Here is a 20,515-nt window from a genome sequence, read left to right as displayed (position 1 = left end):
TCGCTGGCTTCGGCGCTTTTCCGGCTCCTGCTTCTTTCTGGTTGCAAATACCCCAGGGGTGCGGGGGCGGAGCCCCCGCGTCGGTCGGATCGCGTCAGCGATCCGAACCTGTCTCGCCCCGTCCTCGGCCGCAGCACTCAATCTCGGCGCGCAGTTTCGCCATCAGCTGCCCCAGCACCCGCGCATAACGCTCGCTGACGAGCCGCCCCGCCGCATCGAACTGCGCCGCGCTGTCGGCCACATGCAACTCCGGCCCCTGCAGGATTCGGGTCTGGAACGGCACCATGTAAAGCCGCAGGAGCGACTGCGCCCGCTCGCCGCCTGCGCGCCCGGCTGCCGCCGACATTACCGCCACCGGCTTGTTCTGCCAGGGCTTGCCCTCGGTTCGGCTGATCCAGTCCAGCGCATTCTTCAGCACGCCGGGCGGCGCCTTGTTGTATTCCGGCGTCGAAATCACCACCGCGTCCGCCGCCGCCACCTGATCGGCCAGCCGCTGAACCTCGACCGGTATGCCCTCGGCCTCCTGAAGGTCGGCATCGAACAGCGGCAGGCGCAGATCGGCCTCGACATAGTCGCAGGGGCCGAACAGCCGCGCCGCCTCGCGCAACAGCTTTCGGTTGGTCGATTCCCGCCGCAGCGCGCCGCAGATGCCCAGAAGAACCGGATCGCTCATGCCTTCCCCCTTTCGCCGTATTATGCCCCGGCCGTCACTTCTGCGGTATGATGACGATCTCAACCCGCCGGTTTCGCGCCTTGCCTTCCTCGGTCAGGTTCGATGCAATCGGCTGCTCTTCGCCCCGGCCGATGGTGACGATCCGATAGACCGAAACGCCGTTCTGCTCCAGTTCCGCCGCAACCGCCGCGGCCCGGCGCTCGGACAGTTGCTGGTTGTAGGCCGCATCGCCGTCGCTGTCGGTGTGGCCGATCACCTGCACGGTGGACTTGGGGTATTTGTTCAGATGCTGCGACAGGCGCGCAAGGTCGGGGCGCAGGTTGTCGCGCACCGTGAAACTGTCGGTGGCAAAGGTGATGTCCTGCGGCAGCGACACGACCAACCGGTCGCCCGTATTGGTGACGGTGATGCCCTCGCTGGCCAGCTGCTGGCGCAGTTCGGCCGCCTGCTGGTCCAGCGACGCCCCGATCGCGCCGCCCAGGATCGCGCCCGCCGCCGCGCCGCCCAGAACCGCAGTGGTCTTGTTCGATGCGCCCGAGATCGCGCCCAGCCCCGCGCCGATGATGCCGCCGGCGATGGCGCCCTGTTTGGTGTTCTTCTGCGGATCGGTGTTCACCGCCAGCTGCGCGGGATCGTTGCAGGCACTCAGCCCCAGCGCGGCGCTCAGCGCCAGTGCGGCCGAAATCTTGATCGTCTTCATGTCGGGGAACCTTTCTGCTCTGCCCGTTCTTGTCCGGTCACCGGATTGATTGCACGCGATTATATCGCCCCTGCCGCCGCGCCGGGCAAGGCGGAACAGGCATCAGCCGGCAATTCGCCGCCGATGGCGGTCAGCCTTCGGCGCGTGCCGCCTCCCAGGCCAGCATCGCCCGCTTGACCGGCAGCCCCCAGTGATAGCCGCCCAAGGCCCCGGATTTGCGCAGCGCCCGGTGGCAGGGGATCAGCCAGCTGACCGGATTGCGCCCGACCGCCGTGCCCACCGCCCGCACCGCGCGAGGGTTGCCCACGGCCTGGGCGATTTCCGAATAGGTGGTCACATGACCCGATGGGATCTGCAAAAGCGCCTCCCATACCTTGATTTGGAAGGGCGCGCCGATCATGTGCAGCGCAGTCTCGCCCTTTCGTTCGAAGGCCGCCGTGACCCAGCCATGGAGCGCCTCGGGGTCTTCCACGAACCGCGCCCTGGGCCAGCGCGCCATCATGTCCTGCATCGCAGCCTCGGCCCCGGTTTCGGCGGCAAAGGCCAGCCCGCACAAACCCCGTGCCGTGCCCATGGCCAGCGCGGGCCCGAACGGGCTGTCGAACCAGCCCCAGCGGATCTTCAGCCCCTCGCCCTGACGGGCATATTCGCCGGGGCTCATCGCCTCCCAGCGCAGGAACAGGTCGTGCAGCCTGCCCGTGCCAGACAGCCCGAGGTTGTGCGCGGCCTCCAGCGTCGTGAACCGCTCATGCAGCAGCCGCTTGGCATGGCCCAGGGTCAGATATTGCTGATAGCGTTTCGGGCTGACGCCCACCCAGCGCGAAAAAACCCGCTGGAAATGCGCCGGGCTCATGTTCATCCGCGCCGCCAGATCTTCGAGCGACAGGGTTTCGCCGCCCGCGTCGATCAGGTCGATGGCGCGCCGCACCACGTTGTAGTGATAGCCCTCTTCGGTCTCGGCCATGGTCATCGCGTTCTCCGGTGTATCCATACCGCGAATCTAGCGACCCGCCTCCGCCTCCGCGACCCGAAAGCTGCGCTTTTGGCGGTTGCGGCGGCGACTGGGCTGCGGCATCAAGGCGGGCGATGGCACAGCAACTCGATTACCACACGATCCGCAAGATCTTTACCCGGTTCCACGCGGCCGACCCCGAACCCAAGGGCGAGCTGGAGCATGTCAATGCCTACACCCTTCTGGTGGCGGTGACGCTCAGCGCACAGGCCACGGATGCGGGGGTGAACAAAGCCACGCGGCCGCTGTTTGCCCGCGTCCGTACCCCGCAGCAGATGCTGGATCTGGGCGAAGAGGGGCTGATCGAGCACATCAAGACGATCGGCCTTTACCGCAACAAGGCGAAGAACATCATCAGGATGGCCCGCATCCTCGTCGATGACTATGGCGGCGAGGTGCCCAATTCCCGCGCCGCCCTGCAGGCGCTGCCAGGCGTGGGGCGCAAGACGGCGAATGTGGTGCTGAATATGTGGTGGCACTTTCCGGCGCAGGCGGTGGACACGCATATCTTTCGCGTCGGCAACCGCACCGGCATCGCGGTGGGAAAGGACGTCAATGCCGTCGAACGCGCCATCGAGGACAATGTGCCGGTGGACTTCCTGTTGCACGCCCATCACTGGCTGATCCTGCACGGCCGCTATGTCTGCCGCGCGCGCAAGCCGGCCTGCGCCAACTGCCTGATCCGCGATCTCTGCCCATACGAGGACAAGAACCTATGAAGACCTATCAGCTCGTCGGCATCGGCAACGCCGTGGTCGATGTGATTTCCCATGGCGACGATGCCTTTCTGGCCGAGAACGGGATCGAGAAGGGCATCATGCAGCTGGTGGACCGCGACCGGTCGGAGGCTCTGTTTGCGGCCATGCGCGACCGGGTGCAGGCGCCGGGCGGGTCGGTCGCCAACACCATTGCCGGGGCCGGCGCGTTGGGGCTTCAGACCGCCTTCATCGGGCGGGTGGCCGATGACGAGCTGGGTCATTTCTACGCCGACGCGATGAACGAGGACGGGGTGGATTTCGTCAATCCCCCGGTGCCGAACGGAGAGCTGCCGACCTCGCGCTCGATGATCTTCGTATCGCCCGATGGCGAGCGGTCGATGAACACCTATCTGGGCATCTCGGCCGAGCTGAGTTCACAGGACGTGCCGTCGGACGTGGCGGGCCGGGCCGGGATCATGTTTCTCGAAGGCTATCTGTTCGACAAGGACAAGGGCAAGGCGGCGTTTCTGGAGGCCGCGCGCGACTGCCGCAAGGGCGGGGGGCGCGTGGGGATCTCGCTCAGCGATCCGTTCTGCGTGGACCGGCATCGGACCGATTTCCTGTCGCTGATCGAACACGAGATGGATTTCGTGATCGGCAACGAGGAAGAGATCCAGTCGCTGTTTCAGAGCGACCACATCGACGACGCGCTGGTGCTGACGGCGGCGCTGTGCCCGCTGGTGGTCTGCACGCGCTCGGGCGAAGGGGTCAGCGTGATGGAGGGCACGGTGCGCACCGACGTGCCGGTGCAGCGGATCGACCCGGTGGACACGACCGGGGCGGGCGACCAGTTCGCCGCGGGGTTCCTGTTTGGCATGGCCACCGGGCGCGACGTGGAGACCTGCGCGCGCATGGGTGTCGTCTGCGCGCACGAGGTGATCGGCCATGTCGGCCCGCGCCCCGACGCGAACGTGCTGGAATTGTTGCGTGCCGAGGGGCTGGTGTGATGCTGGGCGACGGGTTCCACGATATCCCCCCCGGAAAGGTGGCCGCGATCGTCACGCATCTGGAGATGCGCGAACCCGCCCCCCTGCGCCCGGTGCCCGCGCCCGACGGGCTGGAGTTGCGCCGCGTGCGCGATCCCGAACCTGACTGGTATCGCGATCTCTTTACCCGGGTCGGCGCGCTGGACTGGCTGTGGTTTTCGCGCCTGCGGATGCCGCAGGAGGCGCTTGCCGAGATCATCCGCGACCCGGATGTGGAGGTATATGGCCTGTTTCGCGGCGACCGGGCCGAGGGTCTGCTGGAACTGGACTTTCGCGAGCCCGGCGAGTGCGAGCTGGCCTTTCTGGGCGTGACTCCGGCGCTGATAGGCACCGGGGCGGGGCGGTTTCTGATGAACGAGGCGATCACGCGGGCCTGGGCGCGGCCGATCGGGCGGTTTCATGTGCATACCTGCACGCTTGACCATCCCGGCGCGCTGTCCTTTTACCGCCGCAGCGGGTTCATGCCGGTGCGCCAGCAGGTGGAGATCGCGGACGATCCGCGGCTGACCGACGGTTTCCCCGAAACGGCCGGCCCGCATGTGCCGATCTTCCGGCCCTGAGGCCGCCGGCGACACTTGCCGTGTCATGTGCTGTCTTGGGCGTGACCGAAGGTTTCGGATCGCCTGCGCGATCCGACCGGGGCGAGGGGGCGCTGCCCCCTCGCGCTCCCCCGGAGTATTTGAGGCAAGATGAAGCTGGGGTGCGCCGCGTGCAGTTTGGCGGGCGGCGCGGATCAGCGGTCCTTGCGCAGGACGAGGAAGGTCATCATCCCCAGCGGGGGCAGCTGTTCGCGCGTCTCGACTTTGAGCGAGGGTTCTTGCAGGACGGTGTCGATCTCGAAATCCGAGTGCCAGCCGATCAGGCTCTCCAGCGGGGCCAGGGCGCGTTCCAGCATCGCCATCACGCCCTTGTCGCGGGCGAAATGGTTGGTGACGACAACGCGCCCGCCTGGGCGGCAGACCCGCGCGATCCGGGACATGACGCGTTCCGGTTCGGGCACGACCGACAGGACATGCATCGCCACCACGATGTCGAAGCTTTCATCAGGAAAGTCCATCTCTCGCGCGTCCATCCGGCGCAGGGCGGTGACGTTCTGCAGGTTCATCTCGGCCACGCGGCGCTTGGCCTTCTGCAGCATCTCCTGGCTGAAATCGATGCCCGTCACTTTCACGTTCGGGCCGTAGAGCGGAAGCGACAGGCCGGTGCCGACGCCCACCTCCAGCACGTCGCCGCCGTGGTCGTTAACGAACCGGGTGGCCCGCCGCCGCCCGGCATTGGTCGCCGCGCCGAAAGTCTTGTCGTAGATTGGCGCCCAGCGGGCGTAACTGCTTTGAACGTTTTTGAGTTCCATTAATTCAGGCCGTGTGGGAATGAGGAAAAGGTCAAGGAGAGGAATCGTGCCGTCGTCGGCGCAGGGTCAGCGCCGACCACAGGATCAAAAGGGCGTAGACGACGCAGATCACGACCATGGTGACCCAGGCGTAAGTCAGGATCGCCGCACCCACAAAGGCGAAACCGACCAGCAGGAACTTGACGTTCTCGCGTGAAATCCGGACCGTCTTGAACGACCAGGTCGGGATACGGCTGATCATCAGAAGGCCGACCAGAACCATGTAGAGCGCGATCATGAGGTCCGGCATCATGATCGCCCGGTCCGAGGCGAAGAACAGATAGATCGGCAGCAACACCAGCATCGCGCCGGCGGGTGCGGGGACGCCCACGAAATAGCCGGGGTTTTCGTCCGGGGTTTCTGATTTTGCGGCCACGTTGAACCGCGCCAGACGCAGCACGCAGCAAACCGCAAAGACCAGCACCGAAATCCAGCCGAAGCGGCTCATGTCCTGAAGCGCCCAGAAATAGATGATCAGCGCCGGCGCCACCCCGAAGTTCAGAAAGTCCCCGAGCGAATCAAGTTCCGCGCCCATCTTGGAATCGCTGCGCAGCAGACGGGCGACGCGCCCGTCCAGACCGTCCAGAACGCCGGCGGCGAGAATGAACAGCACCGCCGAACCGAAGCCGCCGTTGACGCCCGCGCGGATTGCGGTCAGGCCGGCGCAGATCGCCGCGATCGTCATCATGTTGGGCAGCAGGTGCACCAGCGAGAATTCCGACCGGGTGCGTTCCGGACGCCGCGCCATGGCTCAGCCCTTCTGTTCGGGGTTGTCAAGCCGCGCGATGACGGTTTCGCCCGCGATCATGGTCTGGCCCACCTCTACCAGCGGCTCGACCCCATCGGGCAGGTAAACATCGACACGAGAGCCGAAACGGATCAGGCCGAACCGCTCGCCCGTCTGCATCCACAGCCCCGGCGTCACGAAACAGACGATCCGCCGCGCCACGAGCCCCGCGATCTGCACCACGGCGATCTCGCGCCCGTCCTTCATCCGGATCCGCAGCGAGTTGCGCTCGTTGTCCTCGCTGGCCTTGTCGAGCGAGGCGTTCAGGAACTTGCCCGGCCGATAGGCGACGGCAGTGATCTCGCCCGAGATAGGCACGCGGTTCACATGGCAGTTGAAGACCGACATGAACACGCTGACGCGGGTGAGCGGCTCGTCCTCCATCCCCAGTTCGGCGGGGGGCACGGCGGGTTCGATCAGCGACACGATCCCGTCGGCGGGGCTGACCATGACGCCTTCGCGCGAGGGCGTGACCCGCTCGGGGTCGCGAAAGAAGTAGTAGCACCAGATCGTCAGCCCCACGCCGATCCAGCCCAGCACGTCCCAGATCAGAAACAGAACCAGCGTGACGGCGGCAAAGATCGCAACGAATTTGCGGCCCTCGGGATGCATCGGCTTGATGAAGGTGGACAGCATGTTCATGGCGAACGGATCTCCGATCTTGGATGAAACAGGGCTTTACGCCGAACCGGGGGGGAATCCAACCCGCCCGGGGCGCCACTCATCCTCGCTCATGCAGATAGGGCGCGAATTCTTTCAGCACCCGGGCATAGACTTCACGCTTGAACGCCACGATCCGGTCAAGCAACTGGTCCGGGGCCGACCAGCGCCAGCGGCTGAACTCCGGATGTTCCGTCTCGATGTCGATCTGATCGTCAGAGCCGAGAAATCGCATCAGGAACCATTTCTGCTCCTGTCCGCGATAGCGCCCCTTCCAGATCTGCGGCACGATGTCATGGGGCAGGTCGTAGGGCAGCCAGTCGGAAGTTTCGGCGACGACCTCCACCAGATCCGGGCGGACCCCGATCTCCTCCTCCAACTCCCGCAGGGCGGCGGTGCGGGGGTTTTCGCCGTCATCGATCCCGCCTTGGGGCATCTGCCAGGCCTCCTCGAACCTGTCGCGGCGCTGGCCGACGAAAACATTCCCGTCGCGATTGACGAGCATGATGCCGACATTGCGTCGATAGGGCAGGGCGGCGATTTCCTCGGGTGTCATGGCAGCCTCCTTGCAGTTGCGACGCCTGTCTAGAGGATGACGCCCCCCAAGGGAACTGCCCGCGCGGCCGAGGCCGGCGGAAAAGGCCCGGTCGGATCGACTCCTTGTCTTCATCTTGCCGAAAATACTCCGGGGGAGCGCGAGGGGGCAGCGCCCCCTCGCCACCGTCGGATCGCGAAAGCGATCCGAACCCACCCCTTCCACGCTCCAAGGAAACAGCCTCCCTGGCGACCGGTCCCGTCCATTCGCCATGACGCGGCGTTTGACGTGACAATGCCCGCGCCGCGCGGCAATCCTCTGCGGCGAAAGAGAGGGGAGTTTTCTCATGACCGACTATCCGCATCTTCTGGCCCCGCTGGATCTGGGCTTTACCACGCTGAAGAACCGCGTGCTGATGGGGTCGATGCATACCGGGCTCGAGGAAACCGGCGACTGGAACCGCGTGGCCGAATTCTACGCCGAACGCGCCCGCGGCGGGGTGGCGCTGATGGTCACCGGCGGCATCGCCCCCAACCGCGAAGGCGGCGTTCTGCCCGGGGCGGCGGGGATGATGAACGACCAAGACGTGGCCAACCATTCGGTGATCACGCAGCGGGTGCATGACGCGGGCGGCAAGATCGCCATGCAGATCCTGCATGCCGGGCGATATGCCTATTCGCCCGAATGCGTCGCGCCCTCGGCGATCAAGTCGCCCATTTCGCCCTTTACCCCTAAGGAATTGGACGAAGAAGGGATCGAGAAACAGATCAGCGACATCGTCAATGCCGCCGTTCTGGCGCAGCAGGCCGGCTATGACGGGGTCGAGATCATGGGCTCCGAGGGCTACTTCATCAACCAGTTCCTGGTGACCCACACCAACAAGCGAACGGACCGCTGGGGCGGGCCCTACGAAAACCGGATGCGCCTGCCGATCGAGATCGTCCGGCGGGTGCGCGAGGCCGTGGGCGAGGATTTCATCATCATCTACCGCCTTTCGATGATCGACCTCGTGCCGAACGGGTCCACATTCGATGAGGTGGTGCAGCTGGCGCAGGCGATCGAAACGGCCGGCGCCACCATCATCAACACCGGCATCGGCTGGCACGAGGCGCGCATTCCCACCATCGCCACAAGCGTGCCGCGCCGGGCCTTTGCCTGGGTGACGAAAAAGCTGATGGGCAAGGTGGGCATCCCGCTCGTCACCTCGAACCGGATCAACACGCCGGAAGTTGCCGAACAGGTGCTGGCCGAAGGCTGCGCCGACATGGTGTCGATGGCCCGGCCGATGCTGGCGGACGCGCATTTCGTGGCCAAGGCCGCGGCGGGGCAGGCCGACCGGATCGCCCCCTGCATCGCCTGCAACCAGGCCTGTCTGGATCATACCTTCAGCGGCAAGCTGACCACCTGTCTGGTGAACCCGCGCGCCTGCAACGAGACCGAACTGGTGATCGAAAAGGCAACGCAGCCCAAGACCGTCGCCGTGGTCGGCGCGGGCCCGGCAGGGCTCTCGGCGGCGCTGACCGCGGCCGAGCGGGGGCACAAGGTCACGCTGTTCGACAAGGCCCATGAGATCGGCGGCCAGCTGAACATGGCCAAGCAGGTGCCCGGCAAGGAAGAGTTCTGGGGCCTGGTGGATTGGTATCGCACCATGCTGGACGATCTGGGCGTCCAGCTCGAACTGGGCCGCGAGGTCGGCGCCGACGACCTGACCGGGTTCGACGAGGTGGTGATTGCCACCGGCGTCAACCCGCGCGACCCGAAGATCCCGGGCGAGGACCGGCCCAATGTCCTGACCTATATCGACGTTCTGCGCGAGAAAAAGCCGGTCGGCCGCCGGGTGGCGGTGATCGGGGCGGGCGGCATCGGCTTCGACGTCTCCGAATATCTGGTGAACGAGGGCCACTCGCCCACGCTGGACCTGCCGGAATGGATGCGCGAATGGGGCGTTACCGACCCGGCCGAAAACCGGGGCGGCCTGGCGCCGGAGGGACCGCAGCCGGGCCAGCCCGCGCATGAGGTCACGCTCTTGCAGCGCAAGGCCGAGGCGCTGGGCAAGCGGCTGGGCAAGACCACCGGCTGGATCCACCGGACCGAACTGCGGATGAAAGGCGTCAAGATGTTGGGCGGGGTCAATTACGAACGCATCGACGACGACGGACTGCACATCTCGTTCGGCGAGACGCGCGAGAACCCCACCGTCATCGGGGCCGATACAATCGTGCTGTGCGCGGGACAGGAATCGGAACGCTCGCTGGCCGATGAGCTGGAATCGCGCGGGATCAAACCGCACGTGATCGGCGGCGCGGACGTGGCCGCGGAACTGGACGCCAAGCGCGCGATCAATCAGGGCACGCGGCTGGCCGCCGCCCTGTAATCAACCATTGGGGGCAAGGCCGCCGCTGGGGTCTTGCCACGTTCCCCGGCCATGCTTAGCCTCATGCCCGGGGGACGAAAATGGTATTTATCACGATTCTTCTGGGGCTTCTGCCCAGCTTTCTGATGGTCGCCCTGGGCGGGGCAGTGCGGAATCGGTTGTCGGGGAACGCCTGGCAGGGTCTGGATCGGCTCAACTTCGAGATCCTGTTCCCGGCGCTGTTGTTCGTCGCCGCCTCGTCCCGCCCGATCGCGGTGGCGGACATCGCGCGGATCGGCCCGGCGGTCTGGACGATCCTGCTGGCGGGGCTGGCGATCGGCTGGGGCGCGCGGCGATTTGGGCCTGCCCGGTTTCTGGACTTTGCCGGCGCGTGGCAGACCGCGTGGCGGTTCAACACGGCGGTGGGCTTCGTCGCGCTGGGCACGCTCAGCCGGGGCAATCCGGGCATCCTGTCGGTGGCGGTCGGCATGGCGGTTCCGGTGGCAAACCTCTTTGCCATCACGGCGCTGTCGCGGGGTGGCAGTCTCGGCCTGCGCCAGACCGTTCTCAAGGTGGTTCTGAACCCCTTTCTGCTGGCCAGCCTCGCGGGCGTCGCCGTAGGGTTGTCCGGCCTTCACCTGCCCGATCCGGTGATGGCGCCGCTGAAGATGCTGGCTCAGGCAGCGATCCCGGTGGCGCTGATCTCGATCGGGGCGACGATGAACTGGGGGGCGCTGGCGCGGCTCACCCGCTTCGACGCCTATATCTGCGCGACCAAGCTGGTGGCCCTGCCCGCGCTGACCTTCGCCGCAAGCCTTGGCTTTGGGGTGGATCCGGCGCTGGCTTCGGTGCTGGTTCTGTTCGCCGCTCTGCCCACGGCCTCGGCCGCCCATGTGCTGGCCTCGGCCTTCGGCGCGGATCGGGAACTGGTGGCGACCCTGATCGCACAATCCACGCTGCTCAGCGCCGCAACGCTGCCATTGTGGATTCTCGCAACCGAACTGGGATTCTGACCGCCGATGGTTCGTTTCTCTGCCATAAACGATCCCCGACAAATCCGCGATATTATCCCAAGGGTGCCCCGATCCTGCCCCTTTTGCGGCGGATAAACGCCGACAGAGCAATCGCAACTGGGGTTACGAGCATGGACCGTCTGACCGAAATGGAAGCCTTCGCCAATGTGGTGGATCAGGGTGGCTTCACGGACGCGGCCAAGAAGATGGGCATCTCCAAATCGGCCGTCTCCAAACACGTCTCTAACCTCGAGGCGCGGCTGGGCGCGCGGCTTCTGAACCGCACCACGCGCCGCGTCAGCCCGACCGAGATCGGGCTGGCCTATTACGATCGCGCCCGCCGGGTGCTGAACGACGCGGGCGAGGCCGACGCGCTGGTCACGGCGATGCAGTCGGCGCCCTCGGGGCTCTTGCGCATCAGCGTGGCGACCGATTTCGGGGTCATGCACCTGTCGCCGGTGCTGGGGGAGTTCCTCTCGGAATTTCCCGACATCACGATCAACATGGTTCTGAACAACCGCTATGTCGAACTCATCTCCGAAGGCTTCGACATGGCCCTGCGGATCGGCGAACTCGAGGACAGCTCGCTGCGCGCCCGCAAGCTGACCGAAACCGAAAAACGCCTGGTGGCCAGCCCCGGCTATCTCCAGAAATACGGCCGCCCGCAAAGGATCGACGATCTGAACGAGCACAAGCTGCTGCACTATGCCAACCAGTCCAGCAGCGCGGTCTGGAAACTCACGGCGCCGTCGGGCGAAAAGCGCCAGGTGCGCACCACCGGCTGGCTCACGGTGAACGATGGCCAGTCGTTGCTGAACGCGGCCATCTCGGGGCTGGGGATCGCCTATCTGCCCAGCTACATCTACCACAAGGCGATGGCCGAAGGCCTCGTCGAGGACGCAATGCCCTCGCTGCCGGTGGAAACGCAGGGCATCTACGCGGTCTATCCGCCGGGGCGGTTCACCCAGCCCAAGGTGCGCGCTTTCATCGACTTTCTTGCCCAGACCTTCGCTGACAAGGGGCCGAAGGACTGGTAGCACGCCCGTTTGCCGGTTGAATGATCGACTCGTTGCTTCCCTTGGCAACCCGACTGCCCCGCGCCGCCCACGCGGGGCTTTTTTTGGCAGAGCATCGCCCCGGATGGCTGACCCGGACACCGCGCCCTTCAATCTTCATCTTGCCCCCAAATACTCCGGGGGGTGCGGGGGGCAGAGCCCCCCGCATCAGTCGGATCGGCACAGCCGATCCGAAACCATCGGTTCCGAGCTGCCGAACCATCCAACCCCGCACCGGCTGCGACGCCCTGCATCACGGGTGCCCGGACGCCGCCTCGGCCGTCACGTCCACCTGCTGAACGTAGATCGCCGTCGGGCTGGCGCTGACCAGCACGCCCGTCGCTTCGCCGTCACCGCGGATGGCGGACAGGAACCTGAAATCTCGCAGGTTCACGTACATGTCCGGGGCGGGCAGCACCTCGATGCCGAACCGGAACTGGAACCCGCCGCAGTCGCGGTCGGCGCAGTCCAGAACGATGTCATAGCCGTCCGCCATCAGAGCCGCCCGAATGGGTGCCAGAACCTCGAGACTGCCCGCGCCGGCATCAAGACGCCAGGCCCGGCGCGTCACGCGCCCCTCGAACGTCAGCACGGGAACGGCTCCGCCATCGAACGGGGCCACGGGCAGGCCATAGCTGTCGAGCGCGCGGTTTTCCGAAAAGACGGGCGCAGCGCCCTCCGGCAGAGGCAGTTCCACCGCACCCAGAGGCGCGGCGGCTAGCAGGGCGCAAAGGGCAACTGCCTGCGTCGTCCCACCTGTCATCCGACCCGTCATCTGGCCTGTGCGTGATACTCTTCGTTGGGCCACATGGCCGTGGCGCTGGCCACGCGGTTGGTCATGTTGAAGAACCCCGCCACGCTTGCGATGTCCCAGATGTCGCGGTCGGAAAAGCCCACGTCGCGCAGCGCCTGACGGTCGGCTTCCTCGATGGTGGCGCTGGCCTTGGTCAGCTTCTCGGTGAATTCGAGCATCGCCCGCTGTCGGGGATCCAGATCCGCCACGCGCCAGTTCATCACCATCATCTCGCCCAGCATCGGATCGCCCGACAGCTGCCGCACCGCCGCGCCATGGGCGACAAGGCAGTAAAAACACTTGTTGATCGACGACACCACCACCGCGATCATCTCGCGTTCCAGCTTGGACAGCCCGCTGTCGCCCAGCATCAGGTCGTTGTACATCGCCGTGAAGGCATTCAGCTTGTCGATATCAAAGGCATAGGCCTTCAGCACGTTCGGCACCATGCCGAGCTTGTCCTGGCAGATGTCGAAATATTTCCGCGTGGCCTCGGGCAGCGGGTCCACCATCGGCAGGTTCAGCGCGGTTGGCGGTCGGTGGTCGGTCATGGGTCAGGTCTCCTGTCTCGGACGGCGATAGTGATAGGCCCCCACGGTATCCATCCCGAGCGAGCGATAGAGCGCATTGGCGCCGGTATTGGCCTTGGTGCAGACCACCGCCAGCGTGTGCGCCCCCTGTTCGGCGGCCCAGAAGGCGGCGCCGCGCATCATCCACTGCCCCAGCCCCTGTTTGCGCTGGTGCGGCAGGATTTCCAGCGCGTGCAACATCACCACGCCGTCATGGACGGCAACGAAGGCCGCGCCGCCGGGCTTGTCGCGGAACCGGGCCAGAAGCGCGGTCTTCGGCCCCCGCGCCCGGTGCATCACGGCCAGCCGGGCCGGGCCGATCCCGCCCTGGGCCCAGATCTCGCGCTGGATCGCCAGCGGCTCCCAGACGGAAAAGATCATCACGCGGGGGATCTGCCGGTCCATGAGCCGTTCCACCGGGCAGGCCCAGGCGTTCACCGGATCGAAAACCTCGTATCCGCGCGCCGCAAGCTGCGCGTCAAGCGCCGCGTCGCCGGGCCGGATCATGAAGATCGGGGTCTGCCCCCAGTCCCGCATGGCGGCCTCGGCTGCGCCGATCTCGGCCTCGGTCGCCGGGCCATTGGCTGTGGCCGCCGACACCCGGCTGCCGCCGCCGCGCCCCTCGCGCAGGGTGAAGGGGCCAAGATCGCGATAGCCGGCCGCGGGCCAGGTTCCGTCGATCAGCGCGGTCAGGGTCCGGTCGTCGAATGTCACGCCTTCATCTCTTCTGCCAGCCGCAGCATGGCGGCGTCCACCCGCGCGCCGTCCTGCCCGCGGATCACGATATTGGTGCCGAATGCGCCATCCTTCTGGAACGGGTAGCTGCCGATCGAAAGATCCGGAAAATCCGCCGCCAGCCGTGCGAGCGGCCCGGCGATCTCGCCTTCGCCGCGCATTACCCGCAGGCTCTGCGAGACAAGCGGCGCGCCTCCCGAAATTCGCGGCAGCAGCCCGGCGAGCATGCTGATGAAAATCGCCGGCACCCCGGCCATCACATGAACATTGCCCAAGGTAAAGCCCGGCGCGGCGGAAACGGGGTTCTCGATCAACTCTGCCCCTTCGGGGATCCGTGCCATGCGCAGGCGGGCCTCGTTCAGCTCCATCCCTGTCTGCCGGTAATGCGCCTCGAGAATCGCGCGGGCGTCGTCGCGCACGCCGATCGGGGTATCAAAGGCGGCGGCGACCGCCTCGGCGGTGATGTCGTCATGGGTGGGGCCGATCCCGCCGCTGGTGAAGACATGGTCGTAAGCCTTTGAAAGGGCACGCACTGCGGCAATGATCGCGTCGTGGTCATCGGCCACGAAGCGCGCCTCTTTCAGGTCGATCCCATGCCGGGTCAGCTCGCCCGCGAGGTGGTGCATGTTGGCGTCGCGGGTGCGGCCCGACAGGATTTCGTCCCCGATCACCAGCATTGCCGCAGTTGGATTGGCCGCCGTCGAACTGGCCATGTCTGCCTCCTTCCGGCCCGGCCTTGCGCGGGCCTGGTGGCAGGTATAGGCCGGGATTCATGCGCTTTCAAACCCCTCTCGTCCCCGCCCGCCTGATCCGCCGCTACAAGAGGTTCCTGGCCGATTGCCGGCTGGAGGATGGGCGCGAGGTCACGGCCCATTGCGCCAATCCGGGCTCGATGACGGGGCTCGCCGACCCGGGCATCAGGATTTGGCTGGAACCCAATGACGACCCACGGAAAAAGCTGAAATTCGGCTGGCGGCTGGTGGATCACGAGAACGGCCATTTCACCGGGGTCGATACCTCGGTGCCCAACCGCGCCCTGCGCGCGGCGCTGCAGGCGCGACAGGTGGCCGCGCTGGCCGACTATGGCACGGTGCGCGCCGAGGTTGCCTATGGCCGGGGCAGCCGGATCGATTTCCTGCTGAGCGAACCGGGGCTGCCGGATGCCTATGTCGAGGTCAAGAGCGTGACGCTTTCCCGCGAGCCAAGGCTTGCGGAGTTTCCCGACAGCGTGACCGCGCGCGGGGCGCGGCACATGGCGGAACTGGCGGAAATGGCGCGGGCCGGCCACCGGGCGGTGGTGCTCTATCTCGTGCAGCGGACCGATTCCCTTCGGGTGGGCGTCGCCGAGGATATCGATCCCGCCTATGCCGAGGCGCTGCGACAGGCGCGCGCGGCGGGTGTCGAGGTTCTGGCGCTGGGTTGCGATATTTCGCCCAAGGGAATCGAGCCGCGCGCACCATTGCCGGTCGCAATTCCTTAATGCGTTGACCAAAAAAGAAAAATCTTGAGCGACTTGTCGCCTAAACCAAAGGTTTAGGGCCCTAAACGGCCAGCCGATGCCGGCCGATGCAAACCTGTGGTCAATGGTGTGGACAGCCGATCATGGGCAGATCGGTCGGTGTCGGCGGGCGCCAGGCCATCATCCCCCAAGCCCAGGCAACGTGCCCGGCCGACGCACCGAACGAACGATACATGAAACCGAACGCAACCCAGGGAATGGAGAAACCCATGTTCAAGACCGCAACCGCCTTCGCTCTGGCTCTTTCGATCGCTCTGCCGGCAAGCTCGGCCCTGGCCTCCAGCGATGATGCCGTTCCCCAGGAAATCGCCTCGCAGATCAAATCGAAGCTTCAGGCCGAGGGCCATGATGTGCGCCGGGTCAAGGCCGAGGATGGCTATTACGAAGCCTATGCCATGAAGGATGGCAAGAAGATGGAGATTTACTTCGACTCCAATCTGGAGGTGGTCAAGACCAAGGTCGATGACTGACGAACGCCAGCAGGGTTCCGGTGCCGCCGGGCACTGGGACTTGTCAAAAGGAGATGTTGATGACGCGAAAGGTCAAGGTCTGAAACCCGGTCGTCCGCCTGTTTCATTGGTCGCTGGTGGCCGCCTTTGCGGCAAATGCGTTGGTGATCGACGAGGAAAGCAAGCTGCATCTGTGGATCGGTTATTTCGTGATCGCCCTGGTGGCGATTCGCATCGTCTGGGGTCTGATCGGCACCCGTTACGCCCGGTTCAGCAGCTTTCGGCCCAGCCTGTCCGCCGCGATGGAGCAGATCAGCGACATCGCTACGGGACGGCGGATCCATCTGGGGCATACGCCGCTGGGGGCGCTCATGATCTACAACCTGATCGTGACGCTTCTGCTGATCGGCCTGACCGGCTGGCTGATGACCACCGACATGTTCTGGGGCGTGGAATGGCTCGAGGAGCTGCACGAAATGTTCGTGACCTGGGCCGAGATTTCGGTGGTGCTACACATTGCCGCCGTGATTTATGAAAGCCGGCGCACAGGGGTTAATCTGCCGCGTGCGATGGTGACGGGGGCAAAGACGCTCCCCGGCGCACAGGCATAGGTGGGCCTTGGCCTTGATGGATCGGAACTCGGGCAGACCGATTGCCCTGATGCTTTTGATACCGGCGCAGATCTTCTGCGCCGCGTTCTTCGTGGTGGACCTGTTCCGCGATTTCGGGGACACCGGCAGCATGACGCCGACCGACCCGCACCTGTATGTCGAGGCATTTGCAGCGGTCACGCTGGCCGTTTCGGTGATGTTCGAAATCAGTTACCTTCTTCGTCCTTCGTCTGTTGCGGCGCAAGGCGCATCTGGAGAACAGCCTGGACATGGCCAGTGCCGCCGTGCACGACGTGATCGAGGCGCATTTTGACGACTGGGGCCTGACTGCGGCAGAGCGGGATGTGGCGACCTTTCTGGTCAAGGGGTTCTCGACCGCCGAGATTGCCGAGCTGCGCGGCAATGCCGAGGGCACGGTCAAGGCTCATCTGCATGCGATCTATCGAAAATCCGGCACACGCAACAAGGCCGAGGTCATGAGCGTGTTGATCGAAAGCCTGATGGGGGGCAAGCTGCAGGATGCCCCCCGCCAGGAACGGGCCGCGGCGGAATGAAGCCCTCTGGCCTTTGTCGGCCGGCGGGCCTAAATAAGGGCCGTTGAACCGATCGAGCGAGGCCGGAACGTGCGCAAGTCAAAGAATGGTCGCGTGACCCGCGACGGCATCCGTATCCATGAACCCGCGGATTTCGCGGGCATGCGCAAGGCCGGTCAGGTTGCGGCAAAGATACTGGACGACATCATCCCCCATGTCTTTCCGGGCCAGACCACGGCCGAGATCGACCGGATCATCACGCGGATGATCGAAGAGGCGGGCGCGACCTCGGCCACGATCGGCTACAAGGGCTATCAGCACGCCAGCTGCATTTCGGTCAATCATGTGGTCTGCCACGGAATTCCGGGGCCCAAGGTGCTGAAGGACGGCGATATCCTGAATATCGACGTCACGGTGATCGTGGATGGCTGGTATGGCGACACAAGCCGGATGTATGTGGCGGGAAAGCTGTCGCGCAAGGCCGAGCGGCTGATCCAAGTCACCCATGACGCGCTGTTCAAGGGGATCGAGATGGTGAAGCCGGGCAATACCTTCGGCGATATCGGTCACGCCATCCAGTCCTTCGTCGAGGCGCACCGGATGAGCGTGGTGCGCGATTTCTGCGGGCACGGGCTGGGGCAGGTGTTCCACGCACCGCCCAACGTGCTGCATTACGGCCGCCCCGGCACCGGGCCGGTGCTGGAGGAAGGGATGTTCTTCACCATCGAGCCAATGGTGAACCTGGGCCGTCCCGAGACCAAGATCCTGGCTGATGACTGGACCGCGGTGACCCGCGACAAGTCGCTGTCGGCGCAGTTCGAACATTCCATCGGCGTGACCGCGGACGGGTTCGAGATCTTCACTCTGTCGCCGGCGGGCAGATTCCACCCGACCTACAAGGTGTGAGGCCGGCGCTTCGGATCGGCTGCGCAAATCCGACCGGCGCGGGGCGCGGTTATTAGCATTCCCGCCAATATGGGAGGGCAAGCCCCCCACCTCTTCGGCAAGTGCGTTCCACAGGCCCAGTGATACGGTCTGTTTTCCCGGATCATTGCGTTCAGGACGCGCAGCAGCTTTCGCGCGGCGGCGATGATGGTCTGCCTGGGGCCTTGCCCCCGGCCCCGCGCCTTTCGGAGAAGGCTCGCACGCCGGGGTCATGGCAGGCGGCCGAGAACGCCGACATGGAAAGCGCATCGCGCAGCGGTTTGCAGCCCCGGCGATGCGTTGCCGGCCCGCGTCGGCGCTGCACACAGCAGCGCGTCATGACCGCCGGTGGACTCGAACGCCACCCGCGCCCACGGCTCGCCGCCACATCACCAACGGACTGGGGGCATTTTCAACCGGAACGAAGCGCGGGACGTTTCGGGCGGGGCGTCTCTGGCGATGGCCGGTGAAATCTGAGTCGGTTCGCACCCGGAGGCGTAATCTTGAACAAAATGTTGGAAACTGCGGGGCTGCGAGCATATCTTGAGGTCCGAACCTGCGATCAGGGGGAAACGCGCATGAACCTTCAGACCCGCGACATCGAAAAGACGCCAGATCAGGAAGCGGCCGCGGCGGCGCTCGACCTGTTGCGGACATGGGCCGCGACGGCTTCGCCGACCGAGATCTCCAATCTCGATCCGGCCATCGCGCGCCTTCTGCCGGGGCGCGCGGTGTCGAACTATCCGGATCTGTCGCGCGACTATCCGCATGAATTCGATGCCGATCACGCCTACAAGGCCACGCTGCCCGATCTGCAGAACGGGCCCTCCAGCCTGATCCGAGGCGCCAAGCAGCATATCGAGCATGTGGGGATCTCGAATTTCCGCCTGCCGATCCGGTTCCACACCCGCGACAACGGCGACGTGACGCTGGAGACCAGCGTGACCGGCACCGTGAGCCTCGACGCCGAAAAGAAGGGCATCAACATGTCGCGGATCATGCGCAGCTTCTATCGCCATGCCGAGCGCACGTTCAGCTTCGAGGTGATGGAACACGCGCTGGACGACTACATGACCGATCTGGACAGTTTCGACGCCCGGATCATGATGCGGTTTTCCTTCCCGATGAAGGTGGAAAGCCTGCGGTCGGGGCTGTCGGGCTATCAGTATTACGACATCGCGCTGGAGCTGGTGGACATGGGCGGGGTGCGGCAGAAGTTCATGCATCTCGACTATGTCTATTCCTCGACCTGTCCCTGTTCGCTGGAACTCAGCGAACATGCCCGATCGCAGCGCGGTCAGCTGGCCACGCCGCATTCGCAGCGGTCGGTGGCGCGGATATCCGTCCAGGTGAATTGCGACGGTCCCTGCCTGTGGTTCGAGGATCTGATCGAACTGTCCCGCCGCGCGGTGCCGACCGAAACCCAGGTCATGGTCAAGCGCGAAGACGAGCAGGCCTTTGCCGAGCTGAACGCCGCCAACCCGATCTTCGTCGAGGACGCGGCGCGCCTGTTCTGCGAACAGTTGCGGGCCGATCCGCGCATCGGCGATTTCCGTATCGTCGCCAGCCATCAGGAGAGCCTGCACAGCCACGATGCGGTCAGCATCCTGACCGAGGGCGAGACCTTCGCCGCGACGAGCCTGGATCCGCGCCTGTTTTCCACGCTGTTCCACGTCGGCTGAGCCGGAATTCGCACGGAATCGCTGCGCTGCGGCAAATTGTTCTGCAATCGCGAAAGATTCGCGTTATGATCGGGATGAGACGCGACTCCGCTCGCCGTCCCGCGTCGATCCGGAGTCGCCCTGACCCTGAACAGGAGTGACAGGACATGACACCGTTCCCGAATCCGATGGAGTTGCAGGCGGCGGCAATCCGCGTGGCGGGCGAGGCGTTGGCTGCGCAGATGGAACTTGCGCAGTCCATGACCGAGGCGACCTTGCAGATGCAGAAGGCCGCCCTCGCGGTCTGGAGCGTGGCGCGCCCTGTGCCTCCCGCGCCGACGAAGGCGAAACCGCGTGCGTGCAAGCGCAAGAGCGTGCCGAAAGTTTCGGCGGACCAGCCCGCAGCGAAGAAAGCCGTTCCAGCCAGCGCCGCGCGCAAGGCGGCCGCGACACCCACTACCGCCGATTCGAAACCGGCGCCCAAGCCGCGGCAGGCCGCAGTGAAATCTGCCACCAACACGGCCGGCGCTGCGGAGAAACCCGCGCCGAAATCCGCGGTCAAGGCCGATTCGAAGCCCGCGCCCAAGTCAGCCGCCAAACCCGATCCCAAGCCCGCGACCCAAGCGGCGATGCCGAACCCCAGGTCCAAAGCCGAACCGGAGCCCAAGTCCGCGCCCGATCCCTCGCCTCGTCGCAAGCGCGCACCGTCGCCGCCGCCCTCGATGCCGGCGCCCGACAAGGGCTCGCGCGGCTGACCCGGCGTTGCCGCCGGAAACCTCGGCGCGGCTGGTCCGGGCTG

Annotated in this window: 25 protein-coding genes; 14 read left to right on the top strand and 11 right to left on the bottom strand. The window is 65.5% G+C overall.

Annotated features, from left to right (window positions below; translation table 11 throughout):
- Positions 1–94: 94 nt before the first annotated feature.
- From C4S70_RS10465 to C4S70_RS10455, 3 genes are all read right to left on the bottom strand, one after another.
- A complete protein-coding gene (locus C4S70_RS10465) occupies positions 95–673 on the bottom strand; it encodes an NADPH-dependent FMN reductase (RefSeq protein WP_104008042.1) in 579 nt (192 codons plus the stop codon).
- Between the two features lie 34 nt (positions 674–707).
- Positions 708–1,373 carry an OmpA family protein gene (locus C4S70_RS10460; protein WP_104008041.1) on the bottom strand — a complete coding sequence of 222 codons (666 nt, stop codon included), beginning with the start codon at positions 1,371–1,373 and terminating at the stop codon, positions 708–710.
- Between the two features lie 130 nt (positions 1,374–1,503).
- Positions 1,504–2,343: a methylated-DNA--[protein]-cysteine S-methyltransferase gene (locus C4S70_RS10455; protein ID WP_104008090.1), complete on the bottom strand. Its 840-nt coding sequence runs from the start codon at positions 2,341–2,343 to the stop codon at positions 1,504–1,506.
- A 116-nt stretch (positions 2,344–2,459) separates the two neighbouring features.
- Here C4S70_RS10455 and nth point away from each other — a divergent pair, with 116 nt between their 5' ends.
- Genes nth through C4S70_RS10440 form a run of 3 tightly spaced genes read left to right on the top strand, consistent with a single transcriptional unit; the run spans position 2,460 to position 4,689 of the window.
- A complete protein-coding gene (gene nth, locus C4S70_RS10450; RefSeq protein ID WP_104008040.1) occupies positions 2,460–3,104 on the top strand; it encodes an endonuclease III in 645 nt (214 codons plus the stop codon).
- On the top strand, positions 3,101–4,090 hold the full coding sequence (locus C4S70_RS10445) for an adenosine kinase (protein ID WP_104008039.1): 990 nt from the start codon (positions 3,101–3,103) through the stop codon (positions 4,088–4,090). Before nth ends, C4S70_RS10445 begins: the two co-directional genes overlap by 4 nt.
- Positions 4,090–4,689: a GNAT family N-acetyltransferase gene (locus tag C4S70_RS10440; protein ID WP_104008038.1), complete on the top strand. Its 600-nt coding sequence runs from the start codon at positions 4,090–4,092 to the stop codon at positions 4,687–4,689. The genes C4S70_RS10445 and C4S70_RS10440 overlap by 1 nt, the downstream gene beginning before the upstream one ends.
- A 173-nt stretch (positions 4,690–4,862) precedes the next feature.
- On the opposite strand, the gene C4S70_RS10435 is transcribed toward C4S70_RS10440, so the two are convergent.
- The 4 genes from C4S70_RS10435 to C4S70_RS10420 all read right to left on the bottom strand — a co-directional run bounded on the left by C4S70_RS10435 (position 4,863) and on the right by C4S70_RS10420 (position 7,522).
- Entirely contained in the window at positions 4,863–5,480 is a 618-nt protein-coding gene (locus tag C4S70_RS10435) for a class I SAM-dependent methyltransferase (RefSeq protein WP_104008037.1), read from the bottom strand.
- A 31-nt stretch (positions 5,481–5,511) separates the two neighbouring features.
- The gene (pssA, locus tag C4S70_RS10430) at positions 5,512–6,267 is read right to left on the bottom strand and encodes a CDP-diacylglycerol--serine O-phosphatidyltransferase (protein WP_104008036.1); all 756 of its coding nucleotides are present in this window, start codon (positions 6,265–6,267) and stop codon (positions 5,512–5,514) included.
- A gap of 3 nt (positions 6,268–6,270) precedes the next feature.
- On the bottom strand, positions 6,271–6,948 hold the full coding sequence (locus tag C4S70_RS10425) for a phosphatidylserine decarboxylase (protein WP_104008035.1): 678 nt from the start codon (positions 6,946–6,948) through the stop codon (positions 6,271–6,273).
- A 79-nt stretch (positions 6,949–7,027) separates the two neighbouring features.
- Entirely contained in the window at positions 7,028–7,522 is a 495-nt protein-coding gene (locus C4S70_RS10420; RefSeq protein ID WP_104008034.1) for an RNA pyrophosphohydrolase, read from the bottom strand.
- Between the two features lie 325 nt (positions 7,523–7,847).
- Between C4S70_RS10420 and C4S70_RS10415 the strand changes: the two genes are divergently transcribed.
- From C4S70_RS10415 to C4S70_RS10405, 3 genes are all read left to right on the top strand, one after another.
- Positions 7,848–9,875: an NADPH-dependent 2,4-dienoyl-CoA reductase gene (locus C4S70_RS10415; protein WP_104008033.1), complete on the top strand. Its 2,028-nt coding sequence runs from the start codon at positions 7,848–7,850 to the stop codon at positions 9,873–9,875.
- Between the two features lie 80 nt (positions 9,876–9,955).
- On the top strand, positions 9,956–10,867 hold the full coding sequence (locus C4S70_RS10410; protein WP_200822750.1) for an AEC family transporter: 912 nt from the start codon (positions 9,956–9,958) through the stop codon (positions 10,865–10,867).
- A gap of 131 nt (positions 10,868–10,998) precedes the next feature.
- Positions 10,999–11,904, top strand: a complete 906-nt coding sequence (locus tag C4S70_RS10405; RefSeq protein ID WP_104008032.1) for a LysR family transcriptional regulator — start codon at positions 10,999–11,001, stop codon at positions 11,902–11,904.
- A 271-nt stretch (positions 11,905–12,175) separates the two neighbouring features.
- On the opposite strand, the gene C4S70_RS10400 is transcribed toward C4S70_RS10405, so the two are convergent.
- Genes C4S70_RS10400 through C4S70_RS10385 form a run of 4 tightly spaced genes read right to left on the bottom strand, consistent with a single transcriptional unit; the run spans position 12,176 to position 14,732 of the window.
- Complete coding sequence (locus tag C4S70_RS10400) at positions 12,176–12,685, bottom strand: hypothetical protein (RefSeq protein WP_146064196.1); 510 nt, start codon at positions 12,683–12,685, stop codon at positions 12,176–12,178.
- Between the two features lie 8 nt (positions 12,686–12,693).
- On the bottom strand, positions 12,694–13,266 hold the full coding sequence (locus tag C4S70_RS10395; RefSeq protein WP_104008030.1) for a peroxidase-related enzyme: 573 nt from the start codon (positions 13,264–13,266) through the stop codon (positions 12,694–12,696).
- A 3-nt stretch (positions 13,267–13,269) separates the two neighbouring features.
- The gene (locus tag C4S70_RS10390; protein ID WP_235003791.1) at positions 13,270–13,998 is read right to left on the bottom strand and encodes a GNAT family N-acetyltransferase; all 729 of its coding nucleotides are present in this window, start codon (positions 13,996–13,998) and stop codon (positions 13,270–13,272) included.
- On the bottom strand, positions 13,995–14,732 hold the full coding sequence (locus C4S70_RS10385) for a competence/damage-inducible protein A (protein ID WP_104008029.1): 738 nt from the start codon (positions 14,730–14,732) through the stop codon (positions 13,995–13,997). Before C4S70_RS10385 ends, C4S70_RS10390 begins: the two co-directional genes overlap by 4 nt.
- A gap of 59 nt (positions 14,733–14,791) precedes the next feature.
- Between C4S70_RS10385 and sfsA the strand changes: the two genes are divergently transcribed.
- The 8 genes from sfsA (at position 14,792) to C4S70_RS18640 (ending at position 20,471) form a co-directional block, all read left to right on the top strand.
- Positions 14,792–15,499 (top strand): DNA/RNA nuclease SfsA, encoded by a 708-nt coding sequence (gene sfsA, locus C4S70_RS10380; RefSeq protein ID WP_104008028.1) that lies wholly within the window; start codon positions 14,792–14,794, stop codon positions 15,497–15,499.
- A 248-nt stretch (positions 15,500–15,747) separates the two neighbouring features.
- A complete protein-coding gene (locus tag C4S70_RS10375; RefSeq protein WP_104008087.1) occupies positions 15,748–16,008 on the top strand; it encodes a PepSY domain-containing protein in 261 nt (86 codons plus the stop codon).
- Positions 16,009–16,106: 98 nt separating this feature from the next.
- Positions 16,107–16,598: a cytochrome b/b6 domain-containing protein gene (locus tag C4S70_RS10370; RefSeq protein ID WP_268807783.1), complete on the top strand. Its 492-nt coding sequence runs from the start codon at positions 16,107–16,109 to the stop codon at positions 16,596–16,598.
- 49 nt (positions 16,599–16,647) lie between these two features.
- Positions 16,648–16,911 carry a hypothetical protein gene (locus tag C4S70_RS19105; RefSeq protein WP_160114868.1) on the top strand — a complete coding sequence of 88 codons (264 nt, stop codon included), beginning with the start codon at positions 16,648–16,650 and terminating at the stop codon, positions 16,909–16,911.
- Entirely contained in the window at positions 16,868–17,152 is a 285-nt protein-coding gene (locus tag C4S70_RS19100) for a helix-turn-helix domain-containing protein (RefSeq protein ID WP_146064194.1), read from the top strand. Before C4S70_RS19105 ends, C4S70_RS19100 begins: the two co-directional genes overlap by 44 nt.
- 69 nt (positions 17,153–17,221) lie before the next feature.
- Positions 17,222–18,037: a type I methionyl aminopeptidase gene (map, locus tag C4S70_RS10360; protein ID WP_104008027.1), complete on the top strand. Its 816-nt coding sequence runs from the start codon at positions 17,222–17,224 to the stop codon at positions 18,035–18,037.
- 596 nt (positions 18,038–18,633) lie between these two features.
- Positions 18,634–19,737 (top strand): GTP cyclohydrolase FolE2, encoded by a 1,104-nt coding sequence (folE2, locus tag C4S70_RS10355; protein WP_104008086.1) that lies wholly within the window; start codon positions 18,634–18,636, stop codon positions 19,735–19,737.
- Positions 19,738–19,883: 146 nt separating this feature from the next.
- Positions 19,884–20,471, top strand: coding sequence for a histone (locus C4S70_RS18640; RefSeq protein WP_160114867.1), 588 nt, complete (start codon positions 19,884–19,886; stop codon positions 20,469–20,471).
- Positions 20,472–20,515: the final 44 nt, after the last annotated feature.

Origin of the sequence: Jhaorihella thermophila (assembly GCF_900108275.1) — a bacterium.
In the GTDB taxonomy this organism is placed as follows: domain Bacteria; phylum Pseudomonadota; class Alphaproteobacteria; order Rhodobacterales; family Rhodobacteraceae; genus Jhaorihella; species Jhaorihella thermophila.
The sequence above is the reverse complement of the archived record's forward strand: the minus strand, read 5'-3'. Positions and strand labels throughout refer to the sequence as shown.

Bases quoted from the DNA above. Each gene is read 5' to 3' on its own strand.
- pssA (WP_104008036.1), bottom strand. From the start codon at position 6,267: ATGGCGCGGCGTCCGGAACGCACCCGGTCGGAATTCTCGCTGGTGCAC.
- nth (WP_104008040.1), top strand. From the start codon at position 2,460: ATGGCACAGCAACTCGATTACCACACGATCCGCAAGATCTTTACCCGG.
- C4S70_RS10375 (WP_104008087.1), top strand. From the start codon at position 15,748: ATGTTCAAGACCGCAACCGCCTTCGCTCTGGCTCTTTCGATCGCTCTG.
- C4S70_RS10455 (WP_104008090.1), bottom strand. From the start codon at position 2,343: ATGACCATGGCCGAGACCGAAGAGGGCTATCACTACAACGTGGTGCGG.
- C4S70_RS10460 (WP_104008041.1), bottom strand. From the start codon at position 1,373: ATGAAGACGATCAAGATTTCGGCCGCACTGGCGCTGAGCGCCGCGCTG.
- C4S70_RS10405 (WP_104008032.1), top strand. From the start codon at position 10,999: ATGGACCGTCTGACCGAAATGGAAGCCTTCGCCAATGTGGTGGATCAG.
- C4S70_RS10425 (WP_104008035.1), bottom strand. From the start codon at position 6,948: ATGAACATGCTGTCCACCTTCATCAAGCCGATGCATCCCGAGGGCCGC.
- C4S70_RS10420 (WP_104008034.1), bottom strand. From the start codon at position 7,522: ATGACACCCGAGGAAATCGCCGCCCTGCCCTATCGACGCAATGTCGGC.
- C4S70_RS19100 (WP_146064194.1), top strand. From the start codon at position 16,868: ATGGCCAGTGCCGCCGTGCACGACGTGATCGAGGCGCATTTTGACGAC.
- C4S70_RS10400 (WP_146064196.1), bottom strand. From the start codon at position 12,685: ATGACAGGTGGGACGACGCAGGCAGTTGCCCTTTGCGCCCTGCTAGCC.
- C4S70_RS19105 (WP_160114868.1), top strand. From the start codon at position 16,648: ATGCTTTTGATACCGGCGCAGATCTTCTGCGCCGCGTTCTTCGTGGTG.
- C4S70_RS10440 (WP_104008038.1), top strand. From the start codon at position 4,090: ATGCTGGGCGACGGGTTCCACGATATCCCCCCCGGAAAGGTGGCCGCG.
- folE2 (WP_104008086.1), top strand. From the start codon at position 18,634: ATGAACCTTCAGACCCGCGACATCGAAAAGACGCCAGATCAGGAAGCG.
- C4S70_RS10415 (WP_104008033.1), top strand. From the start codon at position 7,848: ATGACCGACTATCCGCATCTTCTGGCCCCGCTGGATCTGGGCTTTACC.
- C4S70_RS10465 (WP_104008042.1), bottom strand. From the start codon at position 673: ATGAGCGATCCGGTTCTTCTGGGCATCTGCGGCGCGCTGCGGCGGGAA.
- C4S70_RS10435 (WP_104008037.1), bottom strand. From the start codon at position 5,480: ATGGAACTCAAAAACGTTCAAAGCAGTTACGCCCGCTGGGCGCCAATC.
- C4S70_RS18640 (WP_160114867.1), top strand. From the start codon at position 19,884: ATGACACCGTTCCCGAATCCGATGGAGTTGCAGGCGGCGGCAATCCGC.
- C4S70_RS10410 (WP_200822750.1), top strand. From the start codon at position 9,956: ATGGTATTTATCACGATTCTTCTGGGGCTTCTGCCCAGCTTTCTGATG.
- sfsA (WP_104008028.1), top strand. From the start codon at position 14,792: ATGCGCTTTCAAACCCCTCTCGTCCCCGCCCGCCTGATCCGCCGCTAC.
- C4S70_RS10445 (WP_104008039.1), top strand. From the start codon at position 3,101: ATGAAGACCTATCAGCTCGTCGGCATCGGCAACGCCGTGGTCGATGTG.
- C4S70_RS10385 (WP_104008029.1), bottom strand. From the start codon at position 14,732: ATGGCCAGTTCGACGGCGGCCAATCCAACTGCGGCAATGCTGGTGATC.
- C4S70_RS10395 (WP_104008030.1), bottom strand. From the start codon at position 13,266: ATGACCGACCACCGACCGCCAACCGCGCTGAACCTGCCGATGGTGGAC.